Raw genomic sequence first — 14,520 nt, 5'->3', positions numbered from 1 at the left:
GCATCAATGCGGAACGAAGCCGACAGGGCGGCCGTGGAGTCGCGCGGCCGCATCGTCATGCTCGTCGACAACGACGTCCAACGGGACTCGCGGGTGCAGAAGGCGGCGGCGTCGGCCGCCGGGGCGGGCTGGGAGGTGCACCTGCTCGGCTGCGCGCCGCCGAGCCGGCGGCGGAAGTCCTGGACGCTGGGCGGCGCGCACGTGCGGCTCGTCCCGTTGCAGCACACGCTCGTCCGGGACCGGCACGGCGCCCTGCGCGCCACGCTGCGCCGCCCGCTCGCCTACGGGCATCCGAGCGTGGCGGACTACCGGCGCCGGCTCGTCCAGTCCCGCCGCGCCGACCTCGCCGCGTCCAGGGTCGCGCCCGGCGGCGGGCTGCGCAAGGCGTGGCTGATGGCGCGGCGCGCCACGGCGAAGACCCAGTCGCGGTGGGTCGCGCTGCGGGTGCGGCAGACCGGCTCGCTCGCTGCCGCGCGGGAGAATCCGCACGCGCCGCTGGAGCGGCTGCCGATCCGGTTCTGGCAGGTGGTGCTCGGCGACCGGGCCTGGCGCGTCCTCGACCGCAACCTGTGGGACTGGGACAGCGCATACGGGAAGATCGTCGACGCGCTGGAGCCCGACATCGTCCACGCGAACGACTTCCGGATGCTCGGGATCGGCGCGCGCGCCGTGCGGCGGGCGCGGGCGAAGGGGCGGGACGTCAAGCTCGTGTGGGACGCGCACGAATTCCTGCCCGGCATCCGGCCGTGGGGCGCGGGGCCGCGCTGGCATCCCGCGATGTGCGCGCACGAGCGCGAGTACGCGGGCGACGCGGACGCGGTGGTGACCGTGTCGGCGGCCCTCGGAGACCTGCTCGTCGAGCGGCACGGCCTGCGGGAGAAGCCGACCGTGGTCCTCAACGCCCCGCTCGCCGCGGAGCGGGCGGCGGGCGGCAGCTCCGAGGAGCGCGCCCCGGTCCCGGACCTGCGGGAGCTGTGCGGGATCGGGCCGGACGTCCCGCTCGCCGTCTACAGCGGCAGCGCCTCCGTGCAGCGCGGCCTGGACATCATGATCGACGCGCTGCCCCGGCTGCCGCGGCTGCACGTCGCCCTGGTCGTCGCCACGGCGCGGTCGGAGTACGTGCGGGGGCTGCTCGCGCGCGCCACCGGGCTCGGCGTCGCCGACCGGCTGCACATCCTGCCGTACGTGCCGTTCGACCAGGTCGTGGAGTTCCTGTCGGCCGCCGACGCCGGCGTCATCCCGATCCACCACTGGCCGAACCACGAGATCGCGCTGATCACGAAGTTCTTCGAGTACTCGCACGCGCGGCTGCCGATCGTCGTCAGCGACGTCCGGGCCATGGGCGGCATGGTGCGGGAGACCGGGCAGGGCGAGGTCTTCCGCGCCGAGGACCTGGACGACTACGTGCGGGCCCTCAAGGCGGTGCTGGCCGACCCGAACCGGTACCGGGCCGTGTACGACGAGCGGCCCGAACTGCTCCGCGAGTGGACGTGGGAGGCGCAGGCGGAGATCCTCGACGCCGTCTACACCCGGCTGCTGCCGTTCGCCGCCCGGCCCGCGCCGTCCCCTTCGGCCGGTGCCGGGCCGTCCCCCGATGCGGAGCCGCCCGCCGGTCCTCTCGTCGCCAGCCAGGACTGATGGCGGTCCGAGCGGGCGGTCGGGACGTCGCCATCGTCACCCCCTGGTACCCGAACCCGTTGCAGGAGTGGGCCGGGGCGTTCGTCCAGACGATGGTGGAGGCGACGGCACCCGGCTGCGGCGACGTCACCGTCTACCACACCGAGGCGTGGCCGATGCGGGACGCGCCCGAGAAGGTGGAAGCGGCGCGCGCAGCGCATCGGCGGCTCCTGCCCGTCGCGCTGCGGCCGCAGCCGGCGGTCGCGGGGGCCCGGCTGCTGCGCATCCCGGTGCCGACGGTCCCCGGATACACCTTCGCGGAGCTCGCCCGCGAGCACGCGCGCTGGCTGCGCGAGGCGCTGGGCGGGGAGCCGCTGCCGGCGCCGGTCGTTCACGCGCACGTGGGGCTGCGCGGCGGCTGGACGGCCCTGGAGAACGCGCGGCCGGACGCGCGGGTGTTCGTGACCGAGCACGCCTCGTTCCTCGACAAGGTCCTCGACCAGCCGGACTCCCGGGACCTGTACGCGCGGGTCCTGGACCGCTGCACCGGTTTCTTCGCGGTGACGGACGCGCTGCGCGACCAGCTCGCCGCGGCCTTCCCCGACGCGGCGAGCAAGATCGAGACGCTGCCGAACCCGGTGTCGTTCGACGGGCCCCGGGAGCGTCCCGTCACGGAACTGCGCCGCTGGCTGTACGTGGGCGCCCTGGCCGAGCGCAAAGGCGTCGAACCGCTGCTGGAGGCGTTCGCGCAGTGCCGCGCCGAGGACCCCGCGCTGACGCTCACCATGGCAGGGACGGGCGTCCTCGGCGACCGGCTCGCGGAACGGGCCGCCGGACTCGGCGTCGGGGACGCCGTGGCGTTCCCCGGCGCGGTCGCCCCGGACGAGGCCGCGCGGCTGATGCGGGAGCACGACCTGCTCGTCCACCCGGCCCGGTGGGAGACGTTCGGCGTCACGGTCGTCGAGGCGGTCGCGGCGGGGACGCCGGTGCTCGTCACCCGCTGCGGCGGCCCCGAGCGCACCCTCGCCGGCATAGAGCGCGCCGCCGGGGAAATGGTCGACGTCGAGGACGGCCCCGGCTCGATCGCCGCAGGCTACCGCCGCCTGCGCGACCGCTTCCCGGACGGCCTCGACCTGCCGAAGGCCCGCGCCGTCCTGGACGAGCGCTTCGGGTACCGCGCGGTGGCCGCGGCGCACCACCGGCACTGGTTCGGAGAGGACCCCGACGGGGGAGGGGGACTGTGAACGTCGTGTTCGTGGCCCTTGGGGGCACCCGGAGACCCGCGGTCGTCCGGGAATGCGCGCGGGTCCGCGCGCGGGGCGGCACCGCGACCGTGGTCGTCGGTAAGGCGTCCGCGTGGACGGACGAGCCGCTCCCGGACGGCGTCGAGACCGTCGAACTGTCCGCGCTCGAACGCCGCCACCGTCCGGTGCCGGAGCGGTTCCGGCCGTACCGGCGGCCGGCCCGCCGCCATCGGAGGGACCCGGCCGCGATCCGCCGGCGGGCCGTCGACCGCGGGCTGCTGCGCGGCCGGTCCGTCGACCTCGTCGTGGTCGGGGACGCGCAGTCGCTGGTGACCGTGGCCGAGCTGGCGGACGTGATCGCGGACGCGGGCGCGCGGCCCGCCTACACCATCGCCGGAGGACGATCCCAATGAGTGAACGCCCGGCAGAACGCCAGGCCCCACGCCCGGCCGCGCAACCGGCCGAACGTGTGTCTGCACGCCGGCCTCCGCGCCTGCTGTACCTGGCCTTCTACTTCCCGCCGTCCCGGGCCAGCGGCGTGTACCGGCCGCGGGCGACCGCGAACCGGCTCGTCGAGCTGGGCTGGGACGTCACGGTGTTCGCGGCGCCGCTGCCGTTCCTCTACGGCACGATCGGCTCGGTCGACGACAAGCTGATGGACACCGTCGACCCGCGGGTCACGCTCGTGCGGCCGAGCATGAACCGGTTCGTGTGGGAGACGAACCTGCGGGAGTACAGCGGGTTCCGGGCGAGGTTCCCGTACCTCGCGCAGGCGCTCTACTCGTGGGGGCAGGAACACGTCTTCCCGGAGCACTACGCGTCGTGGGCGCGGGCGAGCGTCTGGCAGGCGCTGCGGACGCACAGGCGGCACAGGTTCGACGTCGTGCTCGCGACCGGCAACCCGTTCGCCTCGTTCGGCGCGGCCTGGCTGTTCCACAGGCTGACCCGCACGCCCTACATCGTCGACTACCGGGACTCCTGGACCCTCGACCAGTTCTCCGAGGAGCCCAGGTACGAGGACGGGCATCCCGCCTGGCGGTGGGAGAGCCGGATCCTGCGGTCGGCGGCGAACTCGCTGTACGTCAACGACGCGCAGCGCGCCTGGCACGCCGACCGGCATCCGCACGCGGCGGGCCGCATGATGACCGTCCTGAACGGGTGGGACGCCGACACGCTCCCGAGCATCGCCGAGCCTCCACCGGCGGCGCGCGAGGCGGCGCGGGCGCACGCGCCGCGCTTCTCCTACGTCGGCACCGTCACCGACCAGCAGCCCATCGAGCAGCTCGTCGAGGGGTTCTCCCGCGCCCGGGAGCATCCCCACATGGCGGACGCGTCCCTCGACTTCTACGGCTACTTCGGCTTCTTCAAGAACTCCGCCAAGGTGATCCGCAACCGCTTCGCCGCGGCGGGCGGCGGGGAGGCGGCCGGGGACGACGGGGTACTCGCGCCGGGCGTGCGCTACCGGGGGCCGGTGTCCAAGACCGACCTCGCCGATGTCTACCGGGACTCCGACGTCCTCGTGTTCCTCAACGGCGGCGGCCGCTACGTCACCTCCGGGAAGATCTTCGAGTACATGGCGGCGGGACGGCCCGTCGTGTCCGTCCACACCCCGGGGTCGGCGGCGGAGGAGGTGCTGCGCGACTACCCGCTGTGGTTCAACCCGGGCAGCCTCGACCCGGCGGACATCGCCGCGTCGATGGCGGCGGCCGCCAAGGCCGCGGCCGGGCTGGACGGGCGGCAGGTCGCCGAGGCCCGCGAGTACGCCGACCGCTTCTCCCGGAACGTGACACTGGAGCCGCTGATCGCGCGGCTCACCGAACTGGCCGCGCGCAGGCGCGGCGCGTGCGGGACGGGGTGGTTCCGTTGACCGGCCGTGACATGAGATCGGGTGAGGTGAAGGGCGGCGCGGGGGCTCCGCAGGTGCTCGTCCTGGCGCTGGATCCGCAGCTCGCCATGGACCCGAAGCCGCTCGTCCCGGCCCGGCGCCAGTACAAGCGCATCATCGGCCTCGCCGGGCATTTCGTGGACGAGGAGGGCGCCCAGGTCGACCTCGTGACGGCGGAACCGGACGGCTGGGACGAGCTGGACGGGCGGGTGCGGCTGCACCGGCTCGACCGGGCGGAGGCGCGGCATCCGCTGCCCTGGCTGGAGTACACGATCGTCACGCGGATGCCGCGCGTCCTCGTCCGGCCGGTGGTGCGGCTCGGCGGTCCCGGCGCCCGGCTGAACACCGTCCGGACCCGGCTGTCCCGCGGCGTCCACCGGCGGCTGTTCGTGCCGTTCTACCGGCACGTCCGGCCGCTGCTGCTGGCCCGTATCGCGCAGCGTCGGGTGATGTGCGGCATCGACCCCGCCCGGCTCACCCGCGTCGTCGTGATGGACCGGACGTCGGTGCCGCTCGGCCGCCGGCTGGCCCGCCTGCACCCGGACATCGTCGTGACGACCCGCCAGGACCGGAGCCTGGACGCCAGGCCCTGACCAGCCTGAGCGCCGAGCCCTGACCGCTCAGGACGCCTCGGTGAGGACCGCCGCGCCGTCCTCGTCGGCCTTCTCGGTGTAGCGGGCGCCGGTGCGCGGGCACTCCCACGTCCCGTCCGGGCCCTCGACCAGGCGCGCCCCGGCCCGGCCGACCCAGCCGATCCGCCGCGCGGGCACGCCCGCGACGAGGCCGAAGTCGGGGACGTCCCGGGTGACCACGGCGCCCGCCGCGACCATCGCCCAGCGGCCGATCCGGACCGGCGCGACGCACACGCTGCGCGCGCCGAGCGAGGCGCCCTCGGCGACGTGCACGCCGACCGCCTCCCAGTCGCCGCCGCGCTTCAGCGTGCCGTCCGGGTCCACGGCGCGGGGCTCCCGGTCGTTGGTGAGGACGACGGCGGGGCCGACGAACACGCCGTTCTCCAGCACGGCGGGCTCGTAGACGAGCGCGTGGTTCTGGAGCTTCACGTTGTCGCCGATCCGGACCCCGGCGCCGACATAGGCGCCGCGCGACACGATGCAGCCCGAGCCCAGCGTGGCGTTCTCGCGGATCTGGGCGAGGTCCCACACGGTGGTGCCGTCGCCGAGCTTCGCGCTCGGGTCGACCTGGGCGCTCGGCGTGATGCGGGGTGTCATGCGCTGCCCTCCCTGCCGGTGGCCGCCGGGCGGGATCCCCGGTCCTCAGGCAACTCTAGGAAGCGCACCCCCGCGGCCGTGATCTTCCAGGAGAACGCTGGGAGAACGGCTGGGAACGAGCCGTGGAAAATCCGAGGGGAAAAGGTGCGGTCCCGTTGATCCGGCGGCGGGGTATCACCGTGCAATGGTTATGGGCATTGTTCTCCGTCTCCTCGTCGCCGCCGGACTCGCGGCCGACGCAGTCGTGCACTGGCGCTTCGCGCCCGACATGGCCCCCGGGCCGAACACCCCCGACGACGTCATCCCGGGGGACGACCTCTTCTACGCGCAGGCGATCGCCGCCGCCGTCGCCGCCGTCCTGGTGCTGGTGTGGGCGCGGAGATGGACGTACGCGATCGCGTTCCTCGTCGCGGCGAGCGCCGCCGGCGCCGTGCTGCTGTACTACTTCGTCGACTTCGGGCAGCTCGGGCCGATCCCGCGGATGTACGACCCGCAGTGGTACGCCGACAAGACGATCAGCCTGGCGGGCGAACTGGTCGCGGCGCTCGCCGCGCTCGCCGGCTTCTTCACCGTGAACCGGGGGCGGGACACGGAACCGGAGTCGCCGTCGCGGCAGCTCGGCCGGTTCTGACCCGCCCCCTGGTCACCCGTTTTCGGTCATCCCGGTCCCGGTCATCCCGTTCCCGGTCATCTGGCGGCGACGAACCGCTGGGTGAGGCGGCCCACGCCCTCCAACTCGCTGACCAGCACTTCGCCCGGACGGATGAAGCGCTTCGGCGAGCGGGCGTTGCCGACCCCGGCGGGCGTCCCGGTGAAGACCAGGTCGCCCGGGAACAGCCGGCAGATCCGGGACAGCCGGACGAGCAGCTCCGGCACGTCGTAGATCATCGAGGAGGTGCGCGCCGCCTGCACCGTCTCCCCGGACAGGCGGCACGAGATCGCCAGGTCGGACGGGTCGGCGAACTCGTCCGGGGTGACGAGCCACGGGCCGGTCGGGCCGAAGCCCGGATACGACTTGGCCAGGCTGAACTGCGGCTTCGCCCCGGCGAGCTGGGACGTCCGCTCGGACAGGTCCTGGCCGAGCATGATGCCGGCGACGTGGTCCCAGGCGTCCTCGCGGCGGGCGGCGGTGGTCTCCCGGGACACCGCCACCACCATCTCGACCTCCCAGTCCACCGTGTCGGACGGCAGGACGACCTCGCCGACCGGCCCGGCGAGGCAGCTCGGGAACTTCGTGAACGTCACCGGCGCGGTGTCGGGCGGGTACCCGGCCTCGCTCGCGTGCGCTGCGTAGTTGACGCCGATCGCGAACACCTGCCGGGGGCGCGGCACCGGAGGCCCGAGCTCGGCCTCGTCGAACGGCTTCCCCCGGGCCGGGTCGAGCGACGCGGCCCAGGCGCGGAACGCGTCCCAGTCGGAGAACGCCTCCTGCGGGTCGGCGGAGAACCTGCCCTCCGCGGCCTCGGCCACGTCGATCGCGACGTCCCCGGCGACGACCGCGGCGCGCCCCGCCAGGTTGGCCAGCCTCACCAGTCGACCTTCTCCGGCGCGGGCTCGCCGTAGGCGTCCTGCCAGGAGACCACCGGGTTGCGCAGCGTCCCGACACCGTCGATCTCGGCCTCCACGACGTCCCCCGGGCGCAGGTAGAAGTCGAACGGGTCCGGCTGGACGGCGGCGACGCCCGAGACCGTGCCGGTGGTGACGATGTCGCCCGCGCTGTAGGTCTGCGGGGAGTGGTACGCCACAAGGTGCGGGATCGACACGCGCATCTGCTTGGTGTGCCCCGTCTGCCGGGTCTCGCCGTTGACCCGCAGCCGCATGGCGAGGTCCTGCATGTCGTCGATCTCGTCGGCGGTGACGATCCACGGCCCGATCGGGCAGAACGTGTCGATCGCCTTGCTGAAGGAGAAGACGCCGGACTCCATCTCGCGGCGCTGGATGTCGCGGGCCGTGATGTCGTTGAACACGGTGAACCCGGCGATGTGCTCCAGCGCCTGCTCCGGCCCGAAGAACTTGCCCGGCTTGCCGATGATGACGGCGAGCTCCAGCTCGTAGTCCAGCTCCCGGGTGAGGTGCTCCGGATAGACGATCGGGTCGTCCGGGCCGATGATCGCGTCCACGTTCTGGAAGAACACGATGCCCTTGTGCACCGGGTGGGACCAGTTGACCGCCTGGAGCTCCTCGTGGTGGTCGAGGAAGTTGCCCGCGGTGTGGAAGAACTTCTTCGGCCGGATCGGCGCGCGGAGCCGCACGTCCGCCAGCTTGAGCCGCTCCCCGGTCTCGGGGGCGCTGCCGCCGCGCTCGAAGAACGCCCGCGTGGACGGGACGTCCAGCTCGATGACGTCGTCGCCGTCCAGCCGGCCGACCCGTCCCTCGTCGAAGGTGATCAGCTTCATCAGGCGCCCACCATGTTGAAGCCGCCGTCGGCGAGCATGTAGGCGCCGGTGATGTGGGAGGCGTCCTCGGTGGCGAGGAACAGGGCCGTGCCCGCGACCGCCTCGGGCGGCGGGATCTGGCCCATGGGCGTCTGCGCGATGAGCTTCTCGCGGCGCCCGGACTTCCAGTCCTCGCGCTCCAGCGTGGCGCCGGTCTCCATGAACCCGGGCGCGAACGTGTTGACGCGGACGGTCGGCGCGAACGCCGCCGCGTAGGACTTGGTGATGCCGAGCAGCCCGTACTTGGCCGCCGCGTACTGCGGAGCGCGCGCGCTGCCCCGGACGACGACCGTGGAGCCGATGTTCACGATGGAGCCGTGGCCCTGCTCCAGCATCCGGGAGCCGAACTCGTGGGTCATCAGCAGCGTGCCCTTGACGTCCACGTCGATGACGCGGTCGAGGGACTCCTGCGTCAGCTGCTTCCACGACATCTGCTCGGTCGCCACGTCCCCGACGTTGTTGACCAGCACGTCGAGCGTGCCCGCCTGCGCGAACACCTCGTCGGCGAGCGCGCGGATCGCGTCCCACGACGAGATGTCGGCCTGCACGACGAACGCCTCGCTTCCGGCCTCCCGGACGCGTTCGGCCGTCCGCTCCGCGCCCTGCTTGGAGCTGTTGTAGTGGACGCCGACCCGGGCGCCCTCCCGCGCGGCGCGGACCGCGATCTCGGCGCCGAAGCCGGTCCCGGCCCCCGTGACCAGCACCGTCTTCCCGGCGAACCGCGGAAAGACGCGTTGCTCCGTGCTCATGACAATCTCCCTGGTTAGACGAGGGTCCGGCCGCCGTCGACGTACATGACGTGCCCGGTCATGAACGCCGCGCGCGGCGAGGACAGGAACAGGACCGGGCCGACGACCTCGGGCGCGGTGCCGAGCCGCCCGGCGGGGACCAGCCGCACCAGCTCCTCGCGGACGCCGGGCCTCGCGAGGTACTCGGCGGTGAGCGGCGTCTCGACGTAGCCGGGCGCGACCGCGTTCACCGTGATCCCGTGGGACGCCCACTCGGCCGCCATCACCCGCATCATCTGGTTCATGCCGCCCTTGGAGGCGGCGTAGGGCCCGTGCTTCCGGTGCGCCAGGTGCCCCGACACCGACGACAGGAAGACGATACGCCCGCCGCCGGCATCGATCATGTGCCGCCCGGCCGCCTGCGCCGCGCCGAACGCGGTCGACAGGTTGGTGCGGAGGATCCCGTCCCACTCGTCCTCGGTGAACTCCAGGATCGGCCTGCGGTCGTTGACGCCGACGCAGTGCAGCAGGACGTCCAGCCCGCCCATCGCCTCCACCGCGTGCCGGACGGCTGCGGCTCCCGCGCCCGGCTCGGTCAGGTCGGCGGGGAGCGTGTGCGGTCTCGTCCCGTCCGGGCCCGGGGGCAGCTCGCCGAGCCGCGCGGGATCGCGGTCGACGGCGGTGACCGCGGCGCCCGCGTCGAGGTAGCCGCGGACGCACTCCGCGCCGATCCCGCCCGCGCCGAGGACGAGCACCCGGGCGCCGCGCAGACCCAGCCAATCAGCCATTGCTTGCGGTCCCTCGCCTTCCTGAGGTACTTTCACTGTGTGAAAGCAGGTTTCACAAAGCAAGACTATCGGCGGGACCGGCCATGACGTCAAGCGACCGGTCGCGGTACCACATCGCCGCGCTGGCCAAGGGGCTCCAGGTGCTGAGCCTGTTCGACGGGCCGACGCTCTCGCTGCGCACCAGCGACATCGCCGCCAGGACCGGCATCCCGATGCCCACGGCGTTCCGGATCGTCTCCACGCTGGAGGACCTCGGCTACCTGGAGCGGCGCCACGACGGCTCCGTCCAGCCCGGGGTGAAGGTGCTGACGCTCGGCTCCGCGGCGATGCGCGGGTCGAGCCTGGTGCAGCTCAGCGACCGCCCCCTGCGCCTGCTGGCGGAGGCCATCGGCGAGACGGTCAACCTCGGCGTCCTGGTCGACGACCGCGTCCTCTACCTCGCGCGGCTGCGCAACGCCGACCTGGTCACCGCCAACGTGCACGTGGGCTCCACACTGCCCGCGCCCTACACGTCCATGGGCAAGGTCCTTCTCGCCCACCTGCCACAGGACGACCTGGACCAGCGCATCACAGCAGCCTCCCTACCGCCGGGCGCGGGCCCCAACGCGGTCACCGACGTGGCCGCACTGCGCGCCCAGTTGGAGCAGATCCGCCGTGACGGCTACGCGATACAGGACGAGGAACTGGCGCAGGGCCTCCGCTCGGTCGCGGTCCCGGTGTTCGGCGCCGGCGACACCCCGGCCGCCGCGGTGAACGTCGCGGTCTCCGCGATGCGCCGCTCCGAAGCCGACCTGCGCGGCGAGATCCTCGACCGCCTCCGCGAGACCGCCGACGACATCAGCACGAGACTGAGGACGCGATGACCACGCCCGCCCCGCAGCGCCAGCACCCCTTCACCCCGGACGAACTGGACGGCGACCGCCTCGCCGTCTACCGCTCGATCACCGAGGGCCCGCGCGCCAAGGGCCCCCGGCTGTTCGACCTGGTCTCCGACTCGGGCGTCCTGGCGGGCCCCTTCAACGAGTTCCTGCTGCGCCCCGCCCTCGGCGACGCCCTGCAGCGCCTCGGCGCGGCCATCCGCTACCAGGGCGCGCTCAGCGGCCGGTCCCGCGAGATGGCGATCCTGGTCGTGGCCGCCGCCTGGGACAGCGAGTTCGAACGCACCGCCCACGAGGCCGTGGGCCGCGCCGCCGGCCTCACCGAGGAGGAAATGGCCGCCATCGCCGCCGGCGCCCCCCTCGACCTCCCCGACCCGCACGAGGCCGCCGTCCTCCGCCTGACCCGCGCCCTGACCACCGGCGACGTGGACGACGAAACCTGGTCCGCCTGCGTCCCACCCCTCGACCGCGAAACGGTCTTCGAACTGACCACTCTCGTCGGCTACTACTCCACCCTCGCCCTGCAAATGCGCACCTTCCGCGTCTGACGCGGCGGCGTGATCTTCTGCGGGATCCCCTACCAGGGGATTTCGCCGTTGTCGTCGTAGAAGGCGCCGGTCGGGCCGTCGTCGGGGAGCTGGGCGAGGCGGATCGCGGTCGCGGCGCCCTGCTCGGGGGTGCGGACGCCGCGGAAGCCGTTGAGGTCGGTCGCGCAGAAGCCGGGGCAGGCGGCGTTGATCAGGATGCCGCTGCCGGCCAGTTCCTTGGCGTACTGGACGGTGACCGCGTTGAGGAACGTCTTCGACGCCGCGTACGCGGCGGAGATCGGGCCCGTCTCCGCGCCGGGCGCGGTCTGCCGGGTCAGGGAGCCGACCGTGCTCGACATGTTCACGATGCGCGGGGACGCCGACCGGCGCAGCAGCGGCAGCAGCGCGTTCGTGACGCGGACGACGCCGATCACGTTGGTCTCCACGGCCGTCCGGATGGTCTCCGGGGCGACCTTCGTCGGCTCCTGCGGCATTCCGCCGGTCACGCCCGCGTTGTTGACGAGGACGTCGAGCCGTCCGGCGCGCTCCTCGATCAGCGCGGCGGCGGCCTGCACGCTCGCGTCGTCGGTCACGTCGAGCGGCACCCCGAAGGCGTCGACGCCGTCCGCGCGCAGCTTCTCGACGGCGGCCTCCCGGCGCGCCTCGTCGCGGGCGCCGATGCCGACGCTCCAGCCGAGGGCACCGAGCCCCGCCGCGATCTCGTACCCGATTCCCTTGTTGGCGCCGGTGACCAGCGCGATCGTCTGTTCGCTCATGCCCCCATGCTGCGTGCGCCTCGGGCCGTCCTTCCAACACCGTTTGGGTGGGCTTCGATACCTCGCGGGTATCGTGAATGCCATGGAGACGCGGGAACTGCGGTATTTCGTCGCGGTGGCGGAGGAACTGCACTTCGGGCGGGCCGCGGAACGCCTCGGCATCGCGCAGCCGCCCCTCTCTCGGGCCATCCAGCAGCTCGAACGCAGATTGGGCGTGACGCTGCTCGACCGCACCAACCGCACCATCGCACTGACCGAGCCCGGCCGCGTCCTGCTGCACGAGGGACGCGCGGCCCTGGACGCGGTCGCCGCCGCCGACCGCCGCACCCGCCGCGCGGCGCGCACCGAGCCCAGCCTGGTCCTGGCCACGAAGGCCGGGGCGACCAGCGAACTGCTGGCGAAGCTGCTCGACGCGTACGCCGCCGAACCCGGTGCGGTCGCCGTGGACGTCGAGCTGTGCGCGCCCGGCGAGCAGGAGCGGCTGCTACGCGACGGCCGGGCCGACGTGGCGCTGCTGCACCTGCCGTTCGACTCGACGGCCGGGTTCGATACCGAGGAGCTGCGGACGGAGGGGCAGGTCGCCGTCCTCCCTGCGGGTCACCTCCTCAGCATCCGGACCCATCTGCGCATGGCCGACGTCGACGCTCTCGATCTCCCGCTGCCGCGCTGGCCCCGGGCCGACGGCACCTACCCGGACGGTCCCGGCCCCGAGGTGCACGACCAGGTGCAGCTCCTGCAACTGATCGCCCTTGGCCGCACCGCCGCCGTCCTGCCGGAGACGTGCCGGAGCCACCTTCGGGACGACCTCACCACCGTCCCCGTCCTGGACGCTCCGCCGGTCACCACGGTGATCGCCTGGCCGCCCCACAGCCGCTCCCAGCCCCTGGCGACACTGATCCGAACCGCCACCGCCCTCTGAGACGGATGGCCTGGCGGCTCCCGGTCAGGCCCAGTCGCGAAGGGCGAACAGGCGGTGCTTCAGCAGCGCGTCGAGGCCTCCGGCCGCCTCTTTGACGTCACCGCACGGGGCGATGAACCCCACCCGCCGGTCGCCCGCCTCGAAGTAGCCCCAGGCCCCACCTGGCAGCGCCCGGACCGTCACCACCGCGCCGATGTCCTCGCCATGCCCACTGGCGTACACCCACAGCAGCGGCACTGGGAACCGGAACTCTCGCCTGTCGTATAGCCCTACGCACCGCCAGCCGAGCGGCATAACCGCGAACCGCAGAGCCTCCAGGCACCGTACTGCCGCATCATGGTTGCCCAGCGTCCGAGCGTCCAGGACCAGTCGCCACCGGCCGACCGCCCTGGCCAGACCCTGGACCCTCACGCACGCTCCTCCTGGTTCCCGGTCGGCATCCGCCGGGACGCCACCGAGAGGCGCGCCCACACCCATTTCCCGACAGGGTCGGCCGTTGGGGCCACCCCGCACTCGTCCGCCAGCGCTTGGACGATCGGCACGCCCCGTCCGCCCGTCCCATCCTCGCGCTCCGGGCTCAGAGCCTCCGCGTCCGGGGCCGCGTCGCCCAAGACCGCCTCCAGGGGGCGTTTGCGCACCGGGCTGCGTTCTGAGGGGTCCCACACCGCCAGCAGCACACTGGCGGGTTCCAGCCGGAGCCGCACCCGGATCCGCCCCCCGCATGCCCCGTGGACCACGGCGTTCGTCACCAGTTCGCTGGCGATCAACGTCATGTCATCCGCCAGCCACGCCAGCCCCCACGACGCAAGCCGCAGTTCCACCAGCGACCGAACTTGCGCCGGAGCCGTTCTCGCCGCGAGAAACTCCGAGTCCAGCTCGTACAACTCCGCCCGGCACCGCAGATGCGGCATCACTGCTGCCGACATTTGGGGCGATTTGCCATTATGATCCGTCATGGGCCGGAACTGCCTTCCGGTCAAGGGCTCGGCCAGCGGGGCAATCGCTGCGTCCGGGCCCGACTTGTGTTGGAGCAACGACGATCCCTTCTGGCGTGGGACGCCTGTACAGCGTTTCCAGGACGTCTAGGACGTTCTTGAATTACCGTGGAGAACGTCCCATCCGTCCTACGAGAGCGATGCAGCTGTGGCCAACGACGCACTCCGACGGGCCATGATCAGTGCGAGACTGACAGAGCAGGATCTCGCCGAGGTGTGCCGGGTGGACGTTAAGACCGTCGCTCGGTGGGTGGCCGAGGAAGATCGCCGGCCCCACCCGCGTCACCGCTGGGCGGCCTCGGACGCGTTGGGAGTTGATGAGGGCATGTTGTGGCCTGATGCCGTTCGCAAGAACATGAAAACCGGACCTGACCGCGAAGTGATCGCGGTGTACCCCTATCGATCAATGCCGTTAAATTAAGCTGCTGGGCAGATCAATCGGATCGTGGCCGGCGAGTCGTGGGTGATGTTCTCGTCCGTCTCACGTTTAACTCGGTAT

Annotated in this window: 17 protein-coding genes; 9 read left to right on the top strand and 8 right to left on the bottom strand. The window is 72.8% G+C overall.

Features of this window, described 5'->3' with window-relative positions; all coding sequences use genetic code 11:
• Positions 1-6: 6 nt before the first annotated feature.
• From CHF16_RS32080 to CHF16_RS32060, 5 genes are read left to right on the top strand one after another with little or no spacing between them, the layout of a single operon-like run.
• Positions 7-1,638, top strand: coding sequence for a glycosyltransferase family 4 protein (locus tag CHF16_RS32080; RefSeq protein WP_218826944.1), 1,632 nt, complete (start codon positions 7-9; stop codon positions 1,636-1,638).
• On the top strand, positions 1,638-2,861 hold the full coding sequence (locus tag CHF16_RS32075; protein WP_218826943.1) for a glycosyltransferase: 1,224 nt from the start codon (positions 1,638-1,640) through the stop codon (positions 2,859-2,861). The genes CHF16_RS32080 and CHF16_RS32075 overlap by 1 nt, the downstream gene beginning before the upstream one ends.
• Complete coding sequence (locus CHF16_RS32070) at positions 2,858-3,274, top strand: hypothetical protein (protein WP_089329915.1); 417 nt, start codon at positions 2,858-2,860, stop codon at positions 3,272-3,274. The genes CHF16_RS32075 and CHF16_RS32070 overlap by 4 nt, the downstream gene beginning before the upstream one ends.
• A gap of 56 nt (positions 3,275-3,330) precedes the next feature.
• Entirely contained in the window at positions 3,331-4,728 is a 1,398-nt protein-coding gene (locus tag CHF16_RS32065; RefSeq protein WP_218826942.1) for a glycosyltransferase, read from the top strand.
• 11 nt (positions 4,729-4,739) lie between these two features.
• Positions 4,740-5,339 (top strand): hypothetical protein, encoded by a 600-nt coding sequence (locus CHF16_RS32060; RefSeq protein ID WP_143228198.1) that lies wholly within the window; start codon positions 4,740-4,742, stop codon positions 5,337-5,339.
• A gap of 27 nt (positions 5,340-5,366) precedes the next feature.
• Here the strand turns inward: CHF16_RS32060 and CHF16_RS32055 are convergent, their stop codons facing one another.
• Positions 5,367-5,975 carry an acyltransferase gene (locus tag CHF16_RS32055; RefSeq protein ID WP_089329912.1) on the bottom strand — a complete coding sequence of 203 codons (609 nt, stop codon included), beginning with the start codon at positions 5,973-5,975 and terminating at the stop codon, positions 5,367-5,369.
• Between the two features lie 190 nt (positions 5,976-6,165).
• On the opposite strand from CHF16_RS32055, the gene CHF16_RS32050 reads away from it, so the two are divergent.
• A complete protein-coding gene (locus CHF16_RS32050; RefSeq protein WP_089329911.1) occupies positions 6,166-6,606 on the top strand; it encodes a hypothetical protein in 441 nt (146 codons plus the stop codon).
• 56 nt (positions 6,607-6,662) lie between these two features.
• Here CHF16_RS32050 and CHF16_RS32045 read toward each other — a convergent pair whose 3' ends face one another.
• From CHF16_RS32045 to CHF16_RS32030, 4 genes are read right to left on the bottom strand one after another with little or no spacing between them, the layout of a single operon-like run.
• A complete protein-coding gene (locus CHF16_RS32045) occupies positions 6,663-7,505 on the bottom strand; it encodes a fumarylacetoacetate hydrolase family protein (RefSeq protein WP_089329910.1) in 843 nt (280 codons plus the stop codon).
• Entirely contained in the window at positions 7,502-8,371 is an 870-nt protein-coding gene (locus CHF16_RS32040; protein WP_089329909.1) for a fumarylacetoacetate hydrolase family protein, read from the bottom strand. The genes CHF16_RS32045 and CHF16_RS32040 overlap by 4 nt, the downstream gene beginning before the upstream one ends.
• On the bottom strand, positions 8,371-9,159 hold the full coding sequence (locus CHF16_RS32035; protein WP_089329908.1) for an SDR family NAD(P)-dependent oxidoreductase: 789 nt from the start codon (positions 9,157-9,159) through the stop codon (positions 8,371-8,373). Before CHF16_RS32035 ends, CHF16_RS32040 begins: the two co-directional genes overlap by 1 nt.
• A gap of 14 nt (positions 9,160-9,173) precedes the next feature.
• Positions 9,174-9,926, bottom strand: coding sequence for an SDR family NAD(P)-dependent oxidoreductase (locus CHF16_RS32030; protein ID WP_089329907.1), 753 nt, complete (start codon positions 9,924-9,926; stop codon positions 9,174-9,176).
• Positions 9,927-10,009: 83 nt separating this feature from the next.
• Here CHF16_RS32030 and CHF16_RS32025 point away from each other — a divergent pair, with 83 nt between their 5' ends.
• The gene (locus CHF16_RS32025; RefSeq protein WP_089329906.1) at positions 10,010-10,789 is read left to right on the top strand and encodes an IclR family transcriptional regulator; all 780 of its coding nucleotides are present in this window, start codon (positions 10,010-10,012) and stop codon (positions 10,787-10,789) included.
• Positions 10,786-11,352: a carboxymuconolactone decarboxylase family protein gene (locus CHF16_RS32020; protein WP_089329905.1), complete on the top strand. Its 567-nt coding sequence runs from the start codon at positions 10,786-10,788 to the stop codon at positions 11,350-11,352. Before CHF16_RS32025 ends, CHF16_RS32020 begins: the two co-directional genes overlap by 4 nt.
• A gap of 29 nt (positions 11,353-11,381) precedes the next feature.
• Here CHF16_RS32020 and CHF16_RS32015 read toward each other — a convergent pair whose 3' ends face one another.
• The gene (locus CHF16_RS32015) at positions 11,382-12,107 is read right to left on the bottom strand and encodes an SDR family oxidoreductase (RefSeq protein ID WP_089329904.1); all 726 of its coding nucleotides are present in this window, start codon (positions 12,105-12,107) and stop codon (positions 11,382-11,384) included.
• 82 nt (positions 12,108-12,189) lie between these two features.
• Here CHF16_RS32015 and CHF16_RS32010 point away from each other — a divergent pair, with 82 nt between their 5' ends.
• A complete protein-coding gene (locus CHF16_RS32010) occupies positions 12,190-13,026 on the top strand; it encodes a LysR family transcriptional regulator (RefSeq protein ID WP_089329903.1) in 837 nt (278 codons plus the stop codon).
• 24 nt (positions 13,027-13,050) lie between these two features.
• Here CHF16_RS32010 and CHF16_RS39785 read toward each other — a convergent pair whose 3' ends face one another.
• Together CHF16_RS39785 and CHF16_RS32000 are read right to left on the bottom strand one after the other, a co-directional pair.
• Complete coding sequence (locus CHF16_RS39785) at positions 13,051-13,263, bottom strand: hypothetical protein (protein ID WP_143228197.1); 213 nt, start codon at positions 13,261-13,263, stop codon at positions 13,051-13,053.
• A gap of 170 nt (positions 13,264-13,433) precedes the next feature.
• Entirely contained in the window at positions 13,434-13,847 is a 414-nt protein-coding gene (locus CHF16_RS32000) for an ATP-binding protein (protein WP_179271805.1), read from the bottom strand.
• Positions 13,848-14,520 lie beyond the last annotated feature (673 nt).

The organism is Actinomadura meyerae (assembly GCF_900188445.1).
Taxonomy (GTDB): Bacteria; Actinomycetota; Actinomycetes; order Streptosporangiales; family Streptosporangiaceae; genus Spirillospora; species Spirillospora meyerae.
Note: the sequence above shows the minus strand (reverse complement) of the source record. Positions and strands in the feature narration are given on the sequence as shown.

Bases quoted from the DNA above. Each gene is read 5' to 3' on its own strand.
- CHF16_RS32080 (WP_218826944.1), top strand. From the start codon at position 7: ATGCGGAACGAAGCCGACAGGGCGGCCGTGGAGTCGCGCGGCCGCATC.
- CHF16_RS32075 (WP_218826943.1), top strand. From the start codon at position 1,638: ATGGCGGTCCGAGCGGGCGGTCGGGACGTCGCCATCGTCACCCCCTGG.
- CHF16_RS32060 (WP_143228198.1), top strand. From the start codon at position 4,740: ATGAGATCGGGTGAGGTGAAGGGCGGCGCGGGGGCTCCGCAGGTGCTC.
- CHF16_RS32055 (WP_089329912.1), bottom strand. From the start codon at position 5,975: ATGACACCCCGCATCACGCCGAGCGCCCAGGTCGACCCGAGCGCGAAG.
- CHF16_RS32050 (WP_089329911.1), top strand. From the start codon at position 6,166: ATGGGCATTGTTCTCCGTCTCCTCGTCGCCGCCGGACTCGCGGCCGAC.
- CHF16_RS32040 (WP_089329909.1), bottom strand. From the start codon at position 8,371: ATGAAGCTGATCACCTTCGACGAGGGACGGGTCGGCCGGCTGGACGGC.
- CHF16_RS32035 (WP_089329908.1), bottom strand. From the start codon at position 9,159: ATGAGCACGGAGCAACGCGTCTTTCCGCGGTTCGCCGGGAAGACGGTG.
- CHF16_RS32030 (WP_089329907.1), bottom strand. From the start codon at position 9,926: ATGGCTGATTGGCTGGGTCTGCGCGGCGCCCGGGTGCTCGTCCTCGGC.
- CHF16_RS32025 (WP_089329906.1), top strand. From the start codon at position 10,010: ATGACGTCAAGCGACCGGTCGCGGTACCACATCGCCGCGCTGGCCAAG.
- CHF16_RS32020 (WP_089329905.1), top strand. From the start codon at position 10,786: ATGACCACGCCCGCCCCGCAGCGCCAGCACCCCTTCACCCCGGACGAA.
- CHF16_RS32015 (WP_089329904.1), bottom strand. From the start codon at position 12,107: ATGAGCGAACAGACGATCGCGCTGGTCACCGGCGCCAACAAGGGAATC.
- CHF16_RS32010 (WP_089329903.1), top strand. From the start codon at position 12,190: ATGGAGACGCGGGAACTGCGGTATTTCGTCGCGGTGGCGGAGGAACTG.